This window comes from Pedobacter ginsengiterrae (genome assembly GCF_039537385.1).
Lineage (GTDB): Bacteria > Bacteroidota > Bacteroidia > Sphingobacteriales > Sphingobacteriaceae > Pedobacter > Pedobacter ginsengiterrae.
On the sequence record NZ_BAABAK010000015.1, the window covers coordinates 172,112 to 192,999 of the forward strand.

The window sequence follows — 20,888 nt, forward strand, 5'->3', positions numbered from 1 at the left end:
AGCCAGACTAACAATAAACAAGGATTTTGCCTTTGCTTTTCAAAAAAAGAAGGAAACTACAAAATCCTAAAATCATTTAATCTTTCAAATCCAAGTACGCGAAGCGACAAATTACTCACAATTTCTGGTGGAAAACTTCATTTTAAAAATCCTTAAATCCAGTAAATCCTGATTAGCTTTGCCACATTAATTTTAGAATATGTTAACTCACCATAAAATAATTGCAGCCGAACTAAAAGTTGCAGAAAAACAAGTAACAGCTACCATAAGCTTATTAGATGAAGGTGCAACCGTGCCTTTTATTTCACGTTACCGTAAAGAATTAACAGGAAGTTTAGATGAAGTGCAGGTTGCTGGAATTCGCGATAGAGTATTACAATTACGAGATTTAGATAAGCGCCGTGAAGCGATTCTAAAATCGATGACTGAACTAGGAAAGTTAACACCCGAGCTTGAAAAACAGATTAACGAGGCCGAAACCATTTCACTTTTAGAAGATATTTATTTGCCATATAAACCGAAACGCAAAACCCGTGCTTCGATGGCCAAAGAAAAAGGTTTGGAACCATTGGCTCTACAAATTTTCGACCAAAAGAGTTTTGATTTAGATGCGGAGGCCGACAAGTTCATTGATACTGAAAAAGGTGTAAATACCTTGGATGAAGCTTTGGCTGGCGCTCGAGATATTATTGCCGAAATGATTTCTGAAAATGCAGAAGCAAGAACGAAAATGCGTACTTATTTTCAAGATAAAGCAGCTTTTAAAGCCGAAGTTATTAAAGGAAAAGAAGAAGAAGGAATAAAATACAAGGATTATTTTGAATGGAGTGAACCTGTAAAAACTGCCGCTTCTCACCGTGTTTTAGCCATGCGCCGTGGCGAAAAAGAATTGATTTTACGTTTAGATGCCTTGCCTCCTGCAGAAGATGCATTGGCTATTTTAGAAAACCAGTTTATTTTAGGAAATAACGCAGCATCGAAACAAGTTCAGCAAGCTTTGGAAGACGGTTATAAACGTTTGCTTGAGCCTGCAATGGAAACCGAATTGCGTGTTTTAACCAAGCAAAAAGCTGATGAAGAAGCGATTCGTGTTTTCGCAGAAAATGCTCGTCAGTTATTGTTAGCTGCACCAATGGGGCAAAAAAATGTTCTGGCTATCGACCCAGGTTTCCGTACGGGTTGTAAAGTTGTTTGTTTAGATAAACAAGGTCAGCTATTGGAAAATACGGCCATTTACCCACATACAGGACAAGGAAATGTAAAAAATGCAGAAGTTGCTATTAAGCAGTTATGCGAAAAACACAATATTGAAGCCATTGCTATTGGCAACGGAACAGCTGGAAGAGAAACCGAATCTTTTGTGCGTGGTTTAAATTTAGCAAATGTTACGATTGTAATGGTTAACGAAAGTGGGGCATCAATTTATTCAGCATCGGATGTTGCCCGCGAAGAATTTCCAACTCAAGATATTACTGTTCGTGGGGCCGTTTCAATCGGTCGCCGTTTGATGGACCCATTGGCAGAATTGGTAAAAATCGACCCAAAATCTATTGGCGTTGGGCAATACCAACATGATGTTGACCAAAATAAATTACAGGCAAGTTTAGATGATACCGTAATTAGTGCCGTAAATGCTGTCGGTGTAGAATTAAACACGGCTTCAAAACAAATTTTAGCCTATGTTTCGGGTTTGGGCCCAACTTTAGCTCAAAACATTGTTGATTATAGAAACACAAACGGTGCATTTAAAAACCGTGAAAGCTTGAAAAAAGTGCCTCGCCTGGGCGATAAAGCGTATGAACAAGCGGCAGGTTTCTTACGTATTCGCAACGCTGAAAACGTTTTAGATACCAGTGGCGTTCACCCAGAGCGTTATGCTGTGGTTGATAAAATGGCAAAAGATTTAGGTACAACGGTTTCTGCGTTGATGAAAGATACCCAATTGCAAAAGCAAATTAAACCGCAACAATATGTTACCGCTGAAATAGGTTTACCAACCTTAACCGATATTTTAAAAGAACTTGCAAAGCCTGGTCGCGACCCGCGTGAGCAATTTGAAGCTTTCAGTTTTACTGATGGCGTTAATGAAATTGCTGATTTAAGAACGGGCATGAAGTTACCAGGAATCGTAACGAACATTACCAACTTCGGTGCTTTTGTTGATATCGGCGTTCACCAGGATGGTTTGGTTCATACTAGTCAGTTGGCAAACCGCTTTGTAGCAAACCCTAACGACATCGTTAAAGTTCATCAAAAGGTAGAGGTTACCGTTATGGAAATTGATGTTGCTCGTAAAAGAATTTCGCTTTCTATGAAGACTGAAGAAAGCGTAAAGCAGAAAGACCAAAACAAGAAACCAAAAGAGGAAAGATCAAAACAGAATTTTAAGCCAAATAATTCGAAGCCCAATATTAAACCTAAAAATGAGCCTAAAGATGCTGAAGGTGATTTACAGGAGAAATTAGCAAAGCTGAAAGGGATGTTTAAATAGTTCTCGATATATGTCGTACTGAGCTTGTCAAAGTATTTTTAAATGTCTTCGACAGGCTCAGACTGACAAACCTATATTCCATCAAATTTATCTTTAAACTCCAACCTTTTTTTAGGTAAACTTCCAGGATAATTGGTTTGGATAAAGGCAATCATCGCTTCGCGGATGTTACAACGTAAATCAAAAGCACGAGATGAGTTCGAAGCACTCATTAAAAAACGTACTTCTATCGAGCCATCCTTTGTGCTATCGGTAACTTGCACAACATTTACTCTTTTATCCCAAAGGGGATTTGAGCTTAAAAGCCTTGTCATTTCTTGCCTTAAAGGTTCAATTGGAATCGTATAATCGAGATAAAGAAAAACGGTTCCTAATAAATCGGCCGAAACCCTGGTCCAGTTTTGAAAGGGCTTTTCTATAAAATACGTAATGGGAAGAATTAGGCGGCGTTGATCCCAAATGTTAACCACCACATAGGTTAAGGTAATTTCTTCTACTTTCCCCCATTCGCCCTCTACAATTAAAACATCATCAATTCTGATGGGCTGAGTGAAGGCTATTTGAAAGCCAGCAAGTAAATTTCCTAAAGATTTTTGTGCGGCAAAGCCAATTATTATTCCACCAATTCCAACACCAGTAAGCAAACCTGCCCCTATTTTACGCATACTTTCGAAACTTAATAGAATAATCGCAGCAGTTATTAGAATAATTAACGACACAATAAACTTTCTAACAAACTGAAGTTGGGTCCTGATTTTACGCTCTTTTAAATTATTCTCTTTATTTAGGTCGTACTTGAGGTAGAAAAAGTCTTCTAAAACATTGATTAACCTGACTAAAATTAAGGCGAAAGTGATGGTTAAACCTATTTCAAGTACCTTATCCAATGGCAATCGTATTTTAGCTGGCATCACCATTAAATCCAAAGAAAAATTTAAAAAAAGTAATGGGATAAAAACAGCAACAGGTCTTCTTAAGTGTTTAATAGTCGATTTAATGATAATAAAATCCCACCAACGAGAAAGTAAGATAAACATCTTATGTATGATGAACTTAATTAGAATGCCAAGCACAATTGCTACTACACCAATAATTATGTTTTTTAAAAATAATGGAATGGGATAACCGAAAATATTATCTAAATACTGCATTTAAGAAATTTGTTGGTTAATAAATAAGGCTGAAAAAACCATTAGATAGTTTAATAACACCATCTTTTACATTTTGTTTGTGAGCAAGAAAACGAACAAAGACATAAATTATATACATTAGGGCTTTCTTATTGAAAACGAAATTTGAACATGGATTTTTTCAATTCCCATACTATATTTTTTAGCGTTCTTGGTTACCAAATGAGTTATTTGGAATTCTTTGCGGTTCTTACCGGTATAATTTCTGTTACTCTTTCGGCTAAGGCAAATATATGGAGCTGGCCAGCAGGCATTGTAAATGTATTTTTATCGGCTTTTTTTTACTATCAGATTCAGCTTTATCCTGATATGTTTTTAATGGTTTTCTTTTTCGTAACCAATATTTTAGGCTGGTGGCGGTGGGCTAATCCAAAACCCGAAGAAGAAGACAAAAAGAAAGAGTTAAAAGTGAGTTTTATGCCTCGAGGGCAATTCTTAGTTTGGCTTGCTGTAGGTATTGCTGGAACTATACTTGTCGGAACTTTGGCCAGCCAGCTTCACAATTGGTTCCCTTTGTTATTCAATTTGCCGAGCGCTTACCCTTTTGTAGATTCCTTTATTTTAGTAATGAGTATAATTACAACATTTTTAATGATTCAAAAAAGAATTGAATGTTGGATTATCTGGCTGCTGATTGATGTTATAGCAACCTATTTATACTTTTTAAAAGGTGCAAAATTTTTCGGCGTAGAATATTTTGTATTCACCATTATTGCAGCGTTTGCCTTGTGGAATTGGATTAAGGAGTATAGAGGCTATAGCAAAATTGCATGAAAAGAGGTTTAGTAATTGGCAAGTTTATGCCTATTCACAATGGCCACACTGCATTAATAAAGTTTGCTGCGTCGCAATGCGATGAACTGATCGTATCGATGAGTTACACACCAGATGACAAAATCAATCCTGAATTACGCTTTCAATGGATTAAAGGAAGCTGATGCTTCGTGCCTTAGCATGACGGAAGTATTTAAAAGATTTAGCGCAAAGCCCGACCAAACTTTGCCGAAGAATCACTGATTTTGATTTCCAAATAATCTTCCAATCAGATTGCCACATCGCTATGCTCTTCGCTACGACGATAAATGATCAAACTTTTTTATCTTCAACTATTTGATAATAAAAGTTTTCTACCTATCTTTGCAGTCCCAATTTTAATGGGAATAATAAATTGTTTAATAAATTAAATACAAGCAAGTGAATACGTTAAGTTACAAAACTGTCTCTGCCAATGCGAAAACTGTTAACAAACAGTGGATTGTTGTTGATGCACAAGGCGAGATTTTGGGGCGCTTGTCATCGAAGATCGCTATGATCATCCGTGGTAAAAACAAGCCTGAATACACCCCACACGTAGATTGCGGAGATAACGTTATTGTTATCAATGCAGACAAGGTTAAATTGACAGGAAACAAATTCAGCCAAAAGCAATATGTTTCTTATACTGGTTATCCAGGTGGTCAACGTTTTATTTCTCCTAAGGAGTTAATGGCGAAACACCCTCAACGTGTAATCGAGAAAGCGGTACGTGGTATGTTACCGAAAACTAAATTGGGTAAAAAATTATACACCAATCTTTTTGTGTATGCTGGTGAAACTCACCCTCATGCGGCTCAATCTCCAAAAACCATTAAACTTTAAGAAATGTCAGTTACTAACACTTCAGGCAGAAGAAAAACAGCTGTTGCACGTATCTACTTAAAAGATGGTGCTGGCGCAATTACCGTTAACGGTAAAGATCACAAAGTATATTTCCCAACTTTACCTTTGCAATATATCGTAAACCAGAGTTTAGAAGTTTCTGAACTTGTAGGTCGTTATGATATCACTGTAAACGTTCAAGGTGGTGGAGTAAAAGGACAAGCAGAAGCTGTTCGTTTAGCTATTGCTAAAGCGATTGTTGAACTAGATGCGGAGAAAAAACCTGCATTACGTGCTAAAGGCCTAATGACGCGTGATATGCGTATGGTTGAGCGTAAGAAACCAGGACGTGCTAAAGCTCGTAAGAAATTCCAATTCAGTAAACGTTAATCACAGGAGGCAAGAACAATGGCAAGAACAACTTATCAAGACTTATTGGATGCAGGTGTACACTTTGGTCACCTTACCCGTAAATGGAATCCAAAAATGGCTCCTTACATTTTCATGGAGCGTAATGGAATTCACATTATAGATTTAAATAAAACTTTAACTAAAACTGAAGAAGCTGCGGCTGCGATTAAACAAATCGTAAAATCAGGACGTAAAGTATTATTTGTTTCAACAAAAAAACAAGCAAAAGGAATCGTAGCTGAGCAAGCTAAAAAAGTAAACATGCCTTTCGTAACCGAGCGTTGGTTAGGTGGTATGTTAACTAACTTTGCTACAGTTCGTAAGTCAATTAAAAAGATGGTTACCATCGATAAAATGACTAAAGACGGTACTTATGCGATCTTATCTAAAAAAGAGCGTTTAATGATTCAACGTGAGCGTATTAAATTAGAATCACTTTTAGGTGGTATTGCTGATTTAAACCGTTTACCTGCAGCTTTATTCTTAATTGATGTTAAGAAAGAGCACATCGCAGTAACTGAAGCGTTAAAATTAAACATCCCAACTTTTGCGATGGTTGATACTAACTCTGATCCTTCTAACATCGATTTCCCTATTCCAGCGAATGATGATGCTACTAAATCAATCTCTTTAATTACTGATGTAATTATCAAAGCTATTGAAGAAGGTTTAGAAGAACGTAAACGCGAAAAAGATGATGAGGCTGAAAAAGAAGCAGTAGCAGCTAAAACTGCAGCAGATGCGCCAGAGGTTAAAGAACCAAGACGTAAAAAAACTGCTGAAGCAGAAGTTGAAGCGCCTTCATCAGAAGAAACTAAAACAGAAGAATAGTAATATTTTTTAATTGCAGGTTACTGGTTTCAGGTTTTAAGTTGGCTTAACATGAGTTTAACTTTCGGCTTGTAACTTGTAACCTGTAATTGTTATAAACAAGATTGTAAAATTTAAAAAAGGAAATAAAATGTCTACAGTACAAATTACTGCCGCAGATGTAAACAAACTACGCCAACAAACTGGCGCTGGTATGATGGATTGCAAAAAAGCTTTAGTTGAAGCTAATGGCGATTTCGAAGCTGCTGTTGATTTATTGCGTAAAAAAGGTCAAAAAGTATCTGCCGCTCGTTCTGGTAATGCTACTTCTGAAGGTCTGGTATCAATCAATGTTTCAGCAGATGGCACAAATGGTAAATTAGTTGCTTTAGCTTGTGAGACTGAACCAGTTTCTAAAGTTGAAGATTTCCGTAATTTAGCTCAAACTGTTTTAGCTGCTGCGGTTGCTAACAATCCTGCTTCTACTGAAGAATTATCAGCAATTACTTTGGAAGATGGACGTACAGTTGCCGAAACAATTACTGAATTAACTGGTAAAATCGGTGAGAAAATCGTTATTCAAGAATATGCAAATATCTCTGGCGAAAAAATCGTTTCTTATATCCACTCTAACGGTAAAATGGGTGTTTTAGTAGTATTTGAAGGTGCTAATGGTGTTGATATCACTGAAGCAGGTAAAGATGTTGCAATGCAAATTGCTGCAATGAACCCAGTTGCTGTTGATAAAGACGGTGTTGATCCTGCTACTATCGAGCGTGAAATCGAAATTGCTAAAGATGTAATCCGTCAAGAAGGCAAACCAGAAGAAATGGTTGAAAAAATCGCTGCTGGTAAATTAAACAAATTCTACAAAGACAGTACTTTATTAAACCAAGAGTTTGTTAAAGATGGTTCTGTAGATGTTCGTAAATTCTTAGACAACACAGCTAAAGGATTAACTGTAACAGCTTTCAAACGTGTTCAATTAGGAGCATAAGCATTAATAAAATATATTAAAATCCGTTCCGATGTTAAATTGGAACGGATTTTTTTTGTCTTTTCTCTTTTGAAAATTAAAGGTTATTGCTCTTCTGTAAATATAGTCCCGCTATTGTTTCAATCTTTTTGGCTTCTTCTTCCTTACCCATATCGTTGTTGCCAGGAGGAACGAGGTGGTAATCTAAAACGATAACCAAACAAAAAGTATTTCCAGGATATCGGGTTTAAAAACAAAGGCGGTTACACAAAACTCAAAATTGGTTTCAACTTAGTAACTTAGGCCAGTAAAAAAACAAATCTTATGTTCAATATTTCAAATGCTAAATTTTACGATGGCGATGGTTTGCAAGAAAGAAAAAGCATTAAAATCGATCAAGGTAAAATCATTTCCATTGAATCATCGGAAGAAGATTCCAAAGCAGAATTTATTGTACCAGGTTTTATCGATCTACAAATTTATGGCAGCGGAGGACGATTATTTTCTGCAGATCCAACAGTAGAATCGCTTCAAATCATGGAAGATGATTTACTAAAGAAAGGAACTACAGGCTTTTTGGCTTGCATGGCCACAAATACACCCGAAGTTTTTAATGAGTGTATAAAGGCCGCGAAAGCGTATCAGTCATCTGCCAGAAATTTCTTAGGCTTACACCTAGAAGGACCTTTCTTAAATCCGAAACGTTTAGGCGCTCATGTTCCAGAATTTGTTCGTAAAGCATCTCTTGATGAAATTAAAGCACTCTTAGACTTTGGCGATGGCGTTATTAAAATGATGACAATTGCACCTGAATTGCAAGATGATGAAGTTATTCAATACTTAATTGATCATGATGTTGTAGTTTCTCTAGGGCACAGCAATGCAACTTTCGAGGAGGCAACCGCGGCTTATAACAAGGGCATTCAAACCACCACGCATTTGTTTAATGCGATGAGCCCAATTCACCATCGCGAGCCTGGGATACCAACAGCTGTTTTTAGTCATGATAAGGCTATGGCAAGTATTATAGCAGATGGCCAGCATTTAAACTTCGAAGTGGTAAAATTTGCACAAAAACTTCTAAAAGAGCGTTTATTTTTAATTACTGATGCAGTTACAGAATGTTCGACAGGACCTTATCAGCATGTGGCCAGTGGCGATAAATTTGTAATGCCCGACGGAACATTATCTGGTTCATCATTAACCATGCTGCAGGCGGTTAAAAATTGTGTATCGCATTGCGATATAAGCTTAGTTGATGCTTTAAATATGGCTACAATTTACCCATCAAAATTAATTGCAATGGACAATTCAATCGGGAAAATTGATAAAGGTTTCCAGGCTAATATTTTGCTTCTCGATAAAGAATTAAACCTCAAAGAAGTCATATTTCAAGGAAAGCAGATATCAATCTAAATATTTACATCATTTGTTGCAAACCATAGCTAGGTATTAAAAAATTGTTAATATTTTTGAGGTCATGAAATACAAACGCATCCTACTAAAGCTTAGCGGCGAATCGCTAATGGGCGATAAACAATACGGTATTGATAATGAACGTGTTAAACAATATGCTGAAGATATTAAGGCAGTACACGACAAAGGACTCGAAATTGCAATTGTAATTGGTGGTGGAAATATTTTTAGAGGTCTTAGTGCCGAAAAAAGTGGGATGGACAGAGCACAAGCCGATTATATGGGCATGTTAGCTACTGTTATCAATTCTATGGCATTACAAGATGCGCTAGAAAAAGTTGGTATTAAAACCCGTTTACTTACTGCAATTAAAATGGAGCAGATATGCGAGCCATTTATCCGTAGAAGAGCTGTACGTCACTTAGAAAAAGGTCGTGTGGTAATTTTTGGCGCAGGAACAGGAAATCCATATTTCACAACAGATTCTGCTGCAGCATTAAGAGCAATTGAAATTAAAGCCGATGCTGTTTTAAAAGGAACAAGAGTTGATGGTATTTATACCGCCGATCCTGAAAAAGATGCTACAGCAACTAAATACGATGAAATTTCTTTCAGAGAAGTTTATGCTAAAGGATTAAATGTTATGGATATGACAGCATTTACTTTATGCGAAGAAAACCAAGTTCCCATTATTGTGTTTGATATGAATAAGCATGGCAATTTTATGAAAATTGCAAATGGCGAACCAATTGGTACTTTGGTTAAGTAACCGTTTAAAAAAATTATTATTTTTGTAGAAATACACACAATTATGAACGACCTCATACAATTACAATTAATGGATGCTCAATCTGCAATGGATAAAGCAATCGATCATTGTGAAGCTGAATTGACTAAAATTAGAGCTGGCAAAGCATCAGCAGGAATGCTGGATGGTATTTTTGTAGATTACTATGGTGCATCTACAGCGTTATCACAAGTTGCAAGCATTAACACTCCAGATGCGAGAACTATTGTTATTCAACCTTGGGAAAAAGCACTTTTAACGGTTATAGAAAAAGCTATTCAGGTAGCTAATATTGGCATTAACCCACAAAACGACGGTATTGTTATTCGTTTAGTTGTACCACCTTTAACAGAAGAAAGAAGAAAAGACCTGGTTAAAAAGGTAAAAGAAGAAGCAGAACGCGGCCGTATTACGGTTCGTAACATCCGTAAAGATGCAAACACCAAAATTCAAAAATTAAAAGGTGAAAGTGTTTCGGATGACGAAATTAAAACTGGCGAAGGTGAAGTTCAGAAATTAACTGACGCTTATATTATCAAGGTTGATAAGCACGCTGAAGCAAAAGAAAAGGATGTAATGACTGTTTAACGTTAACACTTTATATTTAAACAAAAAAGGAACAGTTTATAACTGTTCCTTTTTTGTTTAAGCTCTTTTTAAAGTAGAACCTCTTACATTTAATAAAGCAGGCAACGTAACCTGCTTGTATTCTAATGCCTTAATATTTCCATTGAGCTTTGACAGCAAGATTTTCATGATGTTATCTGCAATTTCTTCAATAGGCTGTGCAATAGCGGTAATTGGCGGATTGTAGAATTCCAGCAATTCGAAATCATCAAAAGATAGAACTGCAATTTTATTTAAGGTGTTAATATCTAACTGCCTGAAAGCACGCAAACCATCCATACAAATATAGTTAGCAGCAAAAATTACAGCATCGAGCTTTGTATTACTTTTAACAAAAGTTGTTATTTCTTTAATTGAATTCTCAGAATTTTTGTATTCAATCTTTAAGATACTCTTTTTAAAGCCATTCTCTTCAATTGATTTTTCGTAACCGAGCAAACGATCTAACATTTGCTGCTGCTCAGTTTCGATAGTTACGAAACCAATGTTTTTATACCCATTTTCAACAAGATGCTGTGTCGCCCTAAAAACGCTTTCATCATTATTTGTTACCACATAATCGCTTTCCATTCCTGGCACATAACGATCAAAAAGCACCACAGGAACTTCAGTTTTAATTAACCTTTCTACCTCAGCTTCGAGGCCTTCTGGTAATGCAATAACATAACCATCTACATGTCTGTCTCTAAAAATCTGAAGTAATTCCTTTGCCTTTTCATTATTATTTCGCGTACTGCTAAAAAGAATTTTATAGCCATGCTCTGATGCTTTTTCATCAATTAATCGGGCAATTCTGGAAAAAAAAGGCTCAGAGATATCATCAACTAAAAAACCTATAATTTTCGACTTCCCTGTTCTTAAACTCTTAGCCAATGAGTTGGGTTGATAACCCCATTCTGCGACAAGATCTAAAACCTTTTTAGCAACAGCAATACTAATATTTTTTTCTTTTGCTTTGCCGTTTATTACAAATGAAACCGTTGTAGAAGAGATTTTAAGTTCATCTGCGATATCTTTAATTTTTATTTTTGTAGTCATTAATTTTGGGCAACGTTAATAATGAACGGAATATAGTGAAATATTTATTTACAGATCAAAAATTTAACAGAATGCCTATAAAAAGAAAAAGAGCAACCTATCCAGGATTGCTCAATTAACTAACTTATTATTCATAAAAAATGCTGTTGGGGAAGGAGTCGAACCTTCAAGGGGTAGTTAGCTACAGTTCAAAAAATTAATTGTGGTCAACCCAATAAACTGCGTTTGTCCCATTATTCCCCACCACCGAGACAAGGAGGCGTGTCTGCCAATTTCACCACCCAACATTATTAACTAAGTTATAAGTGATACATTTTAAGTAATAAGTAAGGTTTCAAAATATGAAACGTAAAACTTATAACTTCGAACTTATAACTTTAGTGCTGTAGGGGAAGGAATCGAACCTTCAAGGAGTGGTTAGCCATTGCTGGTTTTCCCATTATTCTCCGCCACCGAGACAAGGAGGTGTGTCTGCCTGTTTCACCACCCTACATTATGTTAAACAATTTTTAAAGAACGTTCCCTTTTTGTTAATTGCTTGATACAAATGTAAAGGAACATCCAATACCTTGCAAATTTTTTAATCATTTAATTTTATTTTTATAATATTGATAATTTTTACTAAATTTGCTTGACAGAATTAGAAAATATGCTTAAAAAAGACAATTCCAATTTAGAAATTGACAACCTAGACATTGATATTTTAAAACAATTGATGCAGGATGCCACAAAACCTTATACAGAGATTGCTAAAGATCTGATTGTTTCGGGCGGTACAATTCATGTTAGAATGAAAAAACTGCAGGAAATGGGTATTATTAAGGGTTCGCACTTAATAATAGACCCGCAAAAGGCTGGATATGATATTTGCGCATTTTTAGGGATTTACTTAGAGAAAGGAATTCAATATAAAGATGCCGTAGCGCAGCTAAGTAAAATAAAAGAAGTAGTCGAGTTGCATTACACTACTGGATCTTACAGTATGTTCGCCAAAATTATCTGTAGAGATACAAACCATTTACGCCATGTTTTAAATGAGGAAATACAAGCCGTTAATGGAATTCAGCGTACGGAAACTTTAATATCGTTAGAAGAGAGTATTAAACGCCAGATTGAATTAGGGTAGAAAGATTAAAGCTGAAAGCATAAGCAACATAAGTCTCTTAAGGTTTGAGGTATTTAAACTGTTTATAATTGCAGAATTTTTTCCTTTTAGACCCGATTGTAGTGAGCACGAAGCCACAGCTTTTTTAGCTGTGGTGCAGTAAAACGGAAAGCGGGAACAAACTTTAATAGTTGCAAAACCTTGCTCTTCGAATAAATTTATTTCAATAATTGATAGGCAATTAATGCTGCAAAGTAGGCCATTGCCGTCATATAAACCAATTGAATTACTGGCCATTTCCAGCCTTTTGTTTCGCGGTAAACGATAGCAACGGTACTCATGCATTGCATGGCAAAAGCATAAAACAGCATTAACGATATACCTGTTGCAAAGCTGTAAACAGGCAAACCTGTTCTACTGTTCATTGAAGCGGCCATACGCTCTCTTATTGTTGTGGTATCTTCATCGCCGCCATCTACACTGTAAATTGTCGCCATAGTACCAACAAATGCTTCTCTGGCAGCAAAAGAGGTAATTAAACCGATACCAATCTTCCAATCGTAACCTAAAGGGCGAATTCCAGGTTCAATCCAATGGCCTAATATCCCGACATAAGAATTTTCTAGTTTTTCGGTTGCCACTAATGTAGTTACGTGATCGGTATTTTTGGTGGTATCAGCTAATGCTGAAGCGTATTTTTTATCGATGTTTTCAAATCTATTTCCTGGGCCAAATGATGCCATTACCCAAAGAATTATTGAAATGGCTATAATTACCTTACCAGCTTCGAAAACAAAGGTTTTGGATTTCTCGTACATGGTATACAAAACATTTTTCCAACGAGGCATACGGTAAACAGGCAATTCCATTATAAAATAAGAACGCTCCTTTGTTTTGATGATCAGTTTCATAACCCAAGCCACCAAAACCGCAGCAATTATACCGACCAGATACATAATCATAAGAGCTAACCCTTGAAGATTAAAAATACCAAATACGTGGTCTGGAGGAACAATTAAGGAGATAATTAGAATATAAACCGGTAACCTTGCCGAGCAACTTACCAAAGGCGTTACCATAATGGTTATCATTCGGTCTTTCCAGTTTTCTATATTTCTGGCTGCCATAATCGAAGGAACGGCACAAGCCAAACCACCAATCATTGGTACTACTGATTTCCCGTTTAAGCCAACTTTACTCATCACCTTATCCATCATAAAGGTAACTCTGGCCATATATCCAGTATCTTCCAAAATTGAAATAAAGGCAAAAAGAATAGCAATTTGTGGGATAAAAACAAAAATACCACCCAAACCTGCAACAACACCGTCCAATACTAGATCGGTAAGCATTCCTGCTGGTAAATACTGGTGCCCTAATTCTGTCATGAAACCAAAACCTGCCTCAATTAAATCCATTGGGTAAGTTGACCAGGCAAAAATTGCATTGAAAATTACAAAAAGTATCAGTAAGAAAACTGCAAAGCCCCAAACTTTGTGAGTTAAAACCGCATCTAATTTATCGCTTAAAGTAAATTTTTTCGCCGCCCCATTATCCGAAACTACGCCCGAAAGGATTGTACCTAAATACTTGTAACGGGCAATGGTTTCTGCAGCCTGAATTTTTGATGATTCGAAATTATTCGATACTTCAATTGATTCAATCTCCTCCTGTTCCTTTTCGGTAAAGAAATTTAAATATTCATGCTGATGCAAAACCTGCAAAGCATAATAATCGTTATCAGAATTAAGTTTTGTTTTAATTGCATTAATCGCCTCGGGTGCTAATACATTTACATCAACATCTTGAAATTGAGTTGCAACTTTGTTTGTATTGGCGATTGCCTGCTTTAATTTATCGATACCAATATTGTTTCTGGCCGAAATTGAAACGACCTGAATACCTAGTTTATTAGCCAATTTATCTAAATCGATTTCAATACCCTGCTTTTCAGAAAGGTCGATCATATTCAGCGCTAAAACCATTGGAATACCTAAATCTGCCACTTGCGAATACAGCAATAGGTTACGTTTAAGATTTGATGCATCAGCAATAAGCACAACTACGTCAGGGAAACTTTTATTGCTTTTATCAGCTAAAACTTGAAATACAATACTTTCATCAGCACTTTTTGGATATAAACTATAGGTACCTGGCAAATCGATAATTTCGACAGCTTTACCATCGGCAAGCTTCATGTAACCAGTCTTTTTATCGACTGTTATCCCCGGAAAATTTCCAATTTTTTGGTTTAACCCAGTTAAACGGTTAAACAAAGTAGATTTACCTGTATTGGGATTACCAACTAATGCAACTTTAATATCCAAACCAGCTTATTTATTGAATGATGATGACATCAGCCTCGCTTTTACGCAAACAAAGCTGATAACCTGCAACCCGAATGGCCATCGGATCTCCAAGCGGAGCAAAACGCTCAACTTCTACAACCTCGCCAGGTAAGCAACCCATCTCCATTAGCTTAACAGATAAATCTAAATCTGTAAACGCTACGATTGTTCCTTTTTCTCCAACTTTTAGGTGTGAAAGTTTCATGTATTAAATTTGGCTGCAAGGTAGCCTTTCTTTAGATTTATTCCAAATAAGCAGCTTTGATTTATGTCACTTTTTAAACGAATTACCTTGAAATGATTTAATTTCTTCTACCACCGCCACCACCAAAACCTCCACCACGATTACCACCTTCTCGTTGCATATTGTTACGGTTTTTGCCGCCCATACGATTAAGTGTATAGGTAAATGAAAACATGAAATAACGTTGCAAAACATTATAACTCACATCTTGGATGGTGTTGTTATTGGCAGTCCTTGTTATACCCTGATTCTCGTTTAGTAAATCATTAACCGCAGCTTTGAAAGTTCCTCTGTTTTTGAAAAACTGTTTGCTGATGTAAGAATTAATTAAGGTAAAGTGCGTATCGAAGCCTTCGCCTCTTCCAGTGTTTTGGTTATAATCAGCATCAATAGACCAACGGATTTCGCCAGGAAACATATAGCTTATACTAATATTCGGACTGAAGGTATAATATCTGGTATTAGATTTTGGCTGAATAGAATAAGTTGCTCTATTAATCGAGCCGTTAACACCAGCCGTCAAATCAAGTTTATCTAAATTGGAAACCAAGCGGTAACCGTTTGTAATTGCCCAGCTATTGGTTATATTTTTTAGCGAATTCGTGAAGTTTACATCGCGATCATAGTTTCCACTAACACTGATGTGAAAATTAAGCTTGTTTTCTACCATTAATGGTAAACTTAAAGACGAAGAAATACTACCCGAATATGTACCACTTACGTTTACAGGCAAAATGGCTAGTTTGCCCTCGTTAAGCCCACTTTGAATTAAACTACTGCTATTGGCTATTTTATTCGAGGTTTGGGTTAAGTTTAAATTCACAAATAACGACCTGTTTTTTCCAACCGTAAAAGTATTATAGGCAACACGAAGACTATTGTTAAATTCTGGCTTTAAATCGGGATTACCGACTGGTATGCTTTGTGTATTCGTATTATTAGGAATTGGCTGTAATTGATTTATTGTAGGTTGATTGGTACTTCCACGATAGTTAATTACCAATCGTTTACTATTGCTAAAATTATATCGATACATGGCAGAAGGCGTATAGTTAAATACGTTTTGCTTCAGCACATAATTTTGAGTGATGTTATCATTTGTTCTATCTGTATTTTGAACCGCCATTCCCAGGTTCCAATTATATTTTTTACCATTTCCATTAAAGCTGAAACCTGCGGTATTGGTTAATATGGTGTTTTCGTAAGAGTTGCTATAGGTTAAATCAAGCAAATCGTATTGCAACGTTGCAGGGTTAAAGTTATAGGTATATCTGTCGGATGTATTATGGTTATAACCGTTTTGATAATTAAATTCTAAGTTTAGAGATTTAGATATTGGTTCTGTATAAACTAGTCTCGAATTCTGATTTATTGACGATGAATTCTGATCGTTAAACTGGTTAGTAACCTTTTGTGTGGTAACGCCTCCATTTAATGTATTGTCTACAATATTATTATAATTGTCAGCATTGCCATCATTAATACTGGTATTAAAATTTAGCGATAAGGTACGGCCTCTTCTTTTAAACTTTCTTCGCAGTAAAATATTATTGTTTATGGTAGGTGTGGTATTTTGGTTTTGTAAAGATTGATTTCCGTTGGTAGTATAGGTGCTGTAATCTCTCGTATAAACGCTATTATTTAAACTCGAGTTATTGGTATAGCTTATGGTTGGCTGAATACGTAATGATGTTAAAGAATCGATTTTAGTATCAACCATAAAGTTTAAACGATGATTTAACCGATCGGAAGTATTATCCTGTTTATTGTTAAAAACAGTGGTTATATCGCCTAGCAAATTTTGAGTAACACTATTTCTTTGAATCAGATTTTCAGTTTTATTGAAAAAGTAGCTGGCGCTGATTTGTGTTGCATCGGCATAGGTATCGGCAAAATTAAAACCAACTGCATTCGTACTGGTAAGCCCCGAACTTCTACCACCACTGCCGCCGTTACCGCCTAATCCTCCACCAAAATTCTGCTTGTTTACATTATTAAACTGAGCAACAACACTCATTTGCTGATCTTTGTTAAATCGGTTAATATTCGCATTTACATCGTACCGATCGTTAGAACCATAACCAACACTACTATTACCAAAATAACCGTTCTTTTTATCCTTACGTGTTGTTATGTTGATGATTTTGGTTCTCGCTCCATCATCTACACCAGTAAACTGTGCCTGATCCGAAAGCTCATCAATGATTTGAATTTTATCAACCATATCAGCAGGCAAATTCTTCGTAGCCAGCAAAGGGTCGTTACCAAAAAATTCTTTCCCATCAACCTTAATTTTTGTGATGGTTTCTCCCTGAGCTTTTACAGCTCCTGATTTATCCACTTCAACACCTGGTAATTTTTTCAATAAATCTTCTACAGCTGCATTTTCTACGGTTTTAAAAGAACTGGCATTAAACTCCAAAGTATCTTTTTTTACCACTATCGGCGGAACTTCAGCTTTAATTTCTACCGTTTGTAAATCAAAAGAATCGCCATCCAAACCAACATCGCCTAAGTTTATATCGGGTTTTTCTGTGGAAATTACAAAATCCTTATTCGAATTTTTTAAACCTAAAAAAGCTGCATACAAACGATAAGCACCAGGCTGAAGATTTTTAAAAGTGAACTTTCCATCCTCACTGGTTGTGCTTGCACCAATAACGCTTGAATCTTTAAGGCTTTTTACTGCTATCGATGCATAATCAATAGGCTTTTTATCTTTTGATTGAACAACCCGTCCGCTAACTGAACCCACCTTCTGTTGGGCATAAATAAAAGAGCACGAAATAAGTAACAGGCAGGTAAAAAGTATCTTCATTTGGTTAATTTGAGTAGTCTTTATTTATGACTGCTAACTTAAGCCAAGGTTTGTTTTTATCATGGTAACAATTGAAATACATTTTGCCCTAAAAACAAAAATAGCTCCCTGACGCGAATCAGGAAGCTATTTTTTAATTATTTAAACAAACTAAAATCTCATGCGCTGACCGCCACCTTGACCAGGAGCTCCAGGCATTTGAACATCATTACCAATGTTACGGCCTCCAATACGAGTTAACGAATAAGTGAAAGAGAACATATAATAACGTTTTAATACATTATAATTTAAATCGGTAATCGTATTAGCTGTTGCCGTACGACTTATACCTTGATTTTGATTCAACGCATCATTTACTGCAATTTTGAAGGTACCGCGGTTTTTAAAGAACTGGCGACTGATATAAGAGTTTACAATTGTATATTCTGTATTGAAAGCCTCCCCACGGCCTGTATTTTTAAAATAATCTAAGTCAATTGCTAAACGGATATTTCCAGGTAACACGTAAGAAACATCAAAGCTTGGATTTATGGTATAAAACTTATTATCAGAATTTGGTTGAGCAGAATAAGTTGCACTAGTCACTGTACCGCCAATACCTGCTGTTATATCCCATTTATCCAAATTGGTAACAAAACGATATGTATTTCCTAAACTCCAGTTATTGGTAATGTTATTTACACCACTCGTAATGTTAGTACCTTTAGAATAAGTTCCAGTTAAAGTTGCATTTAAGTTTAACTTGTTATTTGGGATAATTGGTTGACCTAAAACAACATTTGCGTTACCACTGTAATTACCATCAACATTAACGTAGGTTGATGCAATTTTACCATAATTTGGATCATTTACATCGTCTACAGATCGTTGACTTGAAGCAAATGCATTAAAAGTTTGTGTTAAGTTTAAAAACACAGCAAAGAAACGCATTTTAGCAAAAGCAAAGTTGTTATATCTTACACTCAACGTATTGTTAAACGCTGGCTTTAAATTCGGATTACCTAAAATTACAGATTGTGTATTTGAGTTATCAGGAATTGGTTGAATCTGATCAATAGTAGGTTGCTGAGTAGTTCCTCTATAGTTAACGGATAACCTTTTGCTGTTGCTGAAGTTATATCTGAATTGAGCTGATGGTGTTAAGTTCACAAAGTTTTGGGTAAATACCGCTCCTGTACTTAAATTCGTATTCTCCCTATGTGTTTGCTGACCGGCAACACCAATATTCCAGTTGTATTTTTTTTGATTTACAGTATAGCTTAAGCCAGCTGCATTGGTTAACGTCTGGTTTTCATAATGATTTGAATAGGTATTATCTACCAAATCAAAGTTGCCTGTTATTGAATTGAAATTAAAAACATTACGATCTGATGTACTGTTGTTAATCCCGTTCTGATAGTTTAACTCCAAACTGGTTGTTTTAGATAAAGGTTCTGTATAAACCACTCGGGTTGTATTGGTAATATTGTGACTACTCAAGTCATTTAACTGGTTAGTTAATTTTTGAGTGGTTACTCCATTAATCGTATTGTTATCTAAAATATAATTGATGTTATCAGAGTTACTATCGTTAATCGAAGTATTAACATTTAAAGATAGAGTACGGCCTCTACGTTGAAACTTTTTACGCACCAAAATATTATTGGTAATTACAGGAGTAGAGTTCTTAGTAGTATAGCTCTGGTTACCTACAGTATTCGAAGTACCTGAAGCTACAGCGTTATTCCTTACGTAATCATTTAAACTTAATCCATCATTTTCCGTATAAGCAATGTTTGGTTGAATTTTGATACTGGTAGAAGAATCTAGCTTTGTATCAATCATAAAATTAAATCTATGGTTTAACTTATCGCTATTGCTGTTTAAGTAATTATTTACATTTTGAGAACTGTTGCCTAACAAAGTTTGTGTATTGCTGGTTTGCTCGTTAAATACTGAAGATTTATTAAAGAAATAACTTCCTTGAATTTGAGTACCATCTTTGTAGGTATCGCCGAAGTTCAATCCTGCTGCATTGGTTGTTGTAATGCCACCTCCACCAGAAGTTGTAGCTCCGCCGCCTCCAAAACCACGACCGCCGCCTCCGCCGCCTCCAAATCCGTTACCCTGGCCGCCACCGCCGCCGAAGTTTTGCTTATTTACATTATTAAACTGACCAATAAAACTGAATTGCTGGTCGTTATTAAACTTATTCACGTTCAAACTTGCATCATAACGGTCGTTCGTACCGTAGCCAACCGTACTATTTCCAAAGTAGCCTTTTTTCATGCCGCTTTTAGTAGTAATGTTTAATATTTTAGTTCTTGTTCCATCGTCAATTCCTGTAAACTGTGCTTGTTCAGATAATTCATCAATTACTTGAATTTTATCCACCATATCAGCAGGAAGATTCTTTGTAGCCAATAATGGATCACTCCCAAAAAACTCTTTCCCATCTACCTTTACTCTGGTAACCGTTTCTCCACCAGCCTTAATACTACCGTCTTTCGCCACTTCAACCCCTGGTAGTTTCTTTAAAACATCTTCTACCACTGCATTTTCACGCACTTTAACCGATTTAGCATCGTATTCTAAAGTATCTTTCTTAACCACAACAGTCGGTACCTGTGCGGTAACATTTACATCGTTAAGGTTTAAACCGTCATCCGCCATTGCGATATCACCTGTATTTACAGCAGCCTTGGCTACGGTGATTGTTTTATTTGTAGTTTTTAAGCCTAAGAATGCAGCAATTACCCTGTAATTTCCAGCAGGGATATTTTTGAATGAGAATGTTCCATCAGGATTTGTTTGTCCGCTTGCAACTATGCTCGAATCTTTTAAACTTTTAACAGCTATTGTGGCAAAATCAACAGGCTTTTTATCTTTGGCATTAATTACACGGCCATTAACTGAACCTGTATTCTGCGCATTTGCGAAGTATCCACAAAAAATAAGAACAAGAAATATTGCTCTTTGAACGTAAATTTTCATCAAGAATCTAAATATA

General features: G+C 36.0%; 17 protein-coding genes and 2 tRNA genes. 11 read left to right on the top strand and 8 right to left on the bottom strand.

Annotated features, from left to right (window positions below; all coding sequences use genetic code 11):
- Positions 1-199: 199 nt before the first annotated feature.
- Positions 200-2,491 carry a Tex family protein gene (locus tag ABD692_RS13820; RefSeq protein ID WP_344767912.1) on the top strand — a complete coding sequence of 764 codons (2,292 nt, stop codon included), beginning with the start codon at positions 200-202 and terminating at the stop codon, positions 2,489-2,491.
- Positions 2,492-2,562: 71 nt separating this feature from the next.
- Here ABD692_RS13820 and ABD692_RS13825 read toward each other — a convergent pair whose 3' ends face one another.
- Positions 2,563-3,642 (bottom strand): mechanosensitive ion channel family protein, encoded by a 1,080-nt coding sequence (locus tag ABD692_RS13825; RefSeq protein ID WP_316755358.1) that lies wholly within the window; start codon positions 3,640-3,642, stop codon positions 2,563-2,565.
- Positions 3,643-3,843: 201 nt separating this feature from the next.
- Between ABD692_RS13825 and pnuC the strand changes: the two genes are divergently transcribed.
- From pnuC to frr, 9 genes are all read left to right on the top strand, one after another.
- Positions 3,844-4,455, top strand: coding sequence for a nicotinamide riboside transporter PnuC (gene pnuC, locus ABD692_RS13830; RefSeq protein WP_344767915.1), 612 nt, complete (start codon positions 3,844-3,846; stop codon positions 4,453-4,455).
- Positions 4,452-4,619, top strand: coding sequence for an adenylyltransferase/cytidyltransferase family protein (locus ABD692_RS13835; RefSeq protein WP_344767917.1), 168 nt, complete (start codon positions 4,452-4,454; stop codon positions 4,617-4,619). Before pnuC ends, ABD692_RS13835 begins: the two co-directional genes overlap by 4 nt.
- A 256-nt stretch (positions 4,620-4,875) precedes the next feature.
- Complete coding sequence (gene rplM, locus ABD692_RS13840) at positions 4,876-5,319, top strand: 50S ribosomal protein L13 (RefSeq protein ID WP_316755352.1); 444 nt, start codon at positions 4,876-4,878, stop codon at positions 5,317-5,319.
- A gap of 3 nt (positions 5,320-5,322) precedes the next feature.
- Positions 5,323-5,709: a 30S ribosomal protein S9 gene (gene rpsI, locus ABD692_RS13845; RefSeq protein ID WP_029279076.1), complete on the top strand. Its 387-nt coding sequence runs from the start codon at positions 5,323-5,325 to the stop codon at positions 5,707-5,709.
- Between the two features lie 18 nt (positions 5,710-5,727).
- A complete protein-coding gene (rpsB, locus tag ABD692_RS13850; protein ID WP_316755348.1) occupies positions 5,728-6,561 on the top strand; it encodes a 30S ribosomal protein S2 in 834 nt (277 codons plus the stop codon).
- Between the two features lie 130 nt (positions 6,562-6,691).
- A complete protein-coding gene (gene tsf, locus ABD692_RS13855; protein ID WP_316755346.1) occupies positions 6,692-7,537 on the top strand; it encodes a translation elongation factor Ts in 846 nt (281 codons plus the stop codon).
- Positions 7,538-7,840: 303 nt separating this feature from the next.
- Positions 7,841-8,932, top strand: coding sequence for an N-acetylglucosamine-6-phosphate deacetylase (nagA, locus tag ABD692_RS13860; RefSeq protein ID WP_344767923.1), 1,092 nt, complete (start codon positions 7,841-7,843; stop codon positions 8,930-8,932).
- 64 nt (positions 8,933-8,996) lie between these two features.
- Positions 8,997-9,701, top strand: coding sequence for a UMP kinase (pyrH, locus tag ABD692_RS13865; RefSeq protein WP_316755342.1), 705 nt, complete (start codon positions 8,997-8,999; stop codon positions 9,699-9,701).
- A gap of 42 nt (positions 9,702-9,743) precedes the next feature.
- Positions 9,744-10,307, top strand: a complete 564-nt coding sequence (frr, locus tag ABD692_RS13870) for a ribosome recycling factor (protein WP_316755340.1) — start codon at positions 9,744-9,746, stop codon at positions 10,305-10,307.
- A 57-nt stretch (positions 10,308-10,364) separates the two neighbouring features.
- Here the strand turns inward: frr and ABD692_RS13875 are convergent, their stop codons facing one another.
- From ABD692_RS13875 to ABD692_RS13885, 3 genes are all read right to left on the bottom strand, one after another.
- Positions 10,365-11,384 (bottom strand): LacI family DNA-binding transcriptional regulator, encoded by a 1,020-nt coding sequence (locus ABD692_RS13875; protein ID WP_344767925.1) that lies wholly within the window; start codon positions 11,382-11,384, stop codon positions 10,365-10,367.
- A 143-nt stretch (positions 11,385-11,527) separates the two neighbouring features.
- A tRNA-Asp gene (locus tag ABD692_RS13880) sits at positions 11,528-11,671 on the bottom strand.
- Positions 11,672-11,767: 96 nt separating this feature from the next.
- A tRNA-Asp gene (locus ABD692_RS13885) sits at positions 11,768-11,877 on the bottom strand.
- 156 nt (positions 11,878-12,033) lie between these two features.
- Between ABD692_RS13885 and ABD692_RS13890 the strand changes: the two genes are divergently transcribed.
- On the top strand, positions 12,034-12,510 hold the full coding sequence (locus tag ABD692_RS13890) for an Lrp/AsnC ligand binding domain-containing protein (RefSeq protein ID WP_056848148.1): 477 nt from the start codon (positions 12,034-12,036) through the stop codon (positions 12,508-12,510).
- 197 nt (positions 12,511-12,707) lie between these two features.
- Here the strand turns inward: ABD692_RS13890 and feoB are convergent, their stop codons facing one another.
- The 4 genes from feoB to ABD692_RS13910 all read right to left on the bottom strand — a co-directional run bounded on the left by feoB (position 12,708) and on the right by ABD692_RS13910 (position 20,872).
- Complete coding sequence (gene feoB / locus ABD692_RS13895; protein WP_344767928.1) at positions 12,708-14,816, bottom strand: ferrous iron transport protein B; 2,109 nt, start codon at positions 14,814-14,816, stop codon at positions 12,708-12,710.
- A 10-nt stretch (positions 14,817-14,826) separates the two neighbouring features.
- Positions 14,827-15,042, bottom strand: coding sequence for a FeoA family protein (locus ABD692_RS13900; protein ID WP_316755335.1), 216 nt, complete (start codon positions 15,040-15,042; stop codon positions 14,827-14,829).
- 97 nt (positions 15,043-15,139) lie between these two features.
- Positions 15,140-17,899, bottom strand: coding sequence for an outer membrane beta-barrel protein (locus tag ABD692_RS13905; protein WP_344767931.1), 2,760 nt, complete (start codon positions 17,897-17,899; stop codon positions 15,140-15,142).
- 150 nt (positions 17,900-18,049) lie between these two features.
- Entirely contained in the window at positions 18,050-20,872 is a 2,823-nt protein-coding gene (locus ABD692_RS13910) for an outer membrane beta-barrel protein (RefSeq protein ID WP_344767933.1), read from the bottom strand.
- Positions 20,873-20,888: the final 16 nt, after the last annotated feature.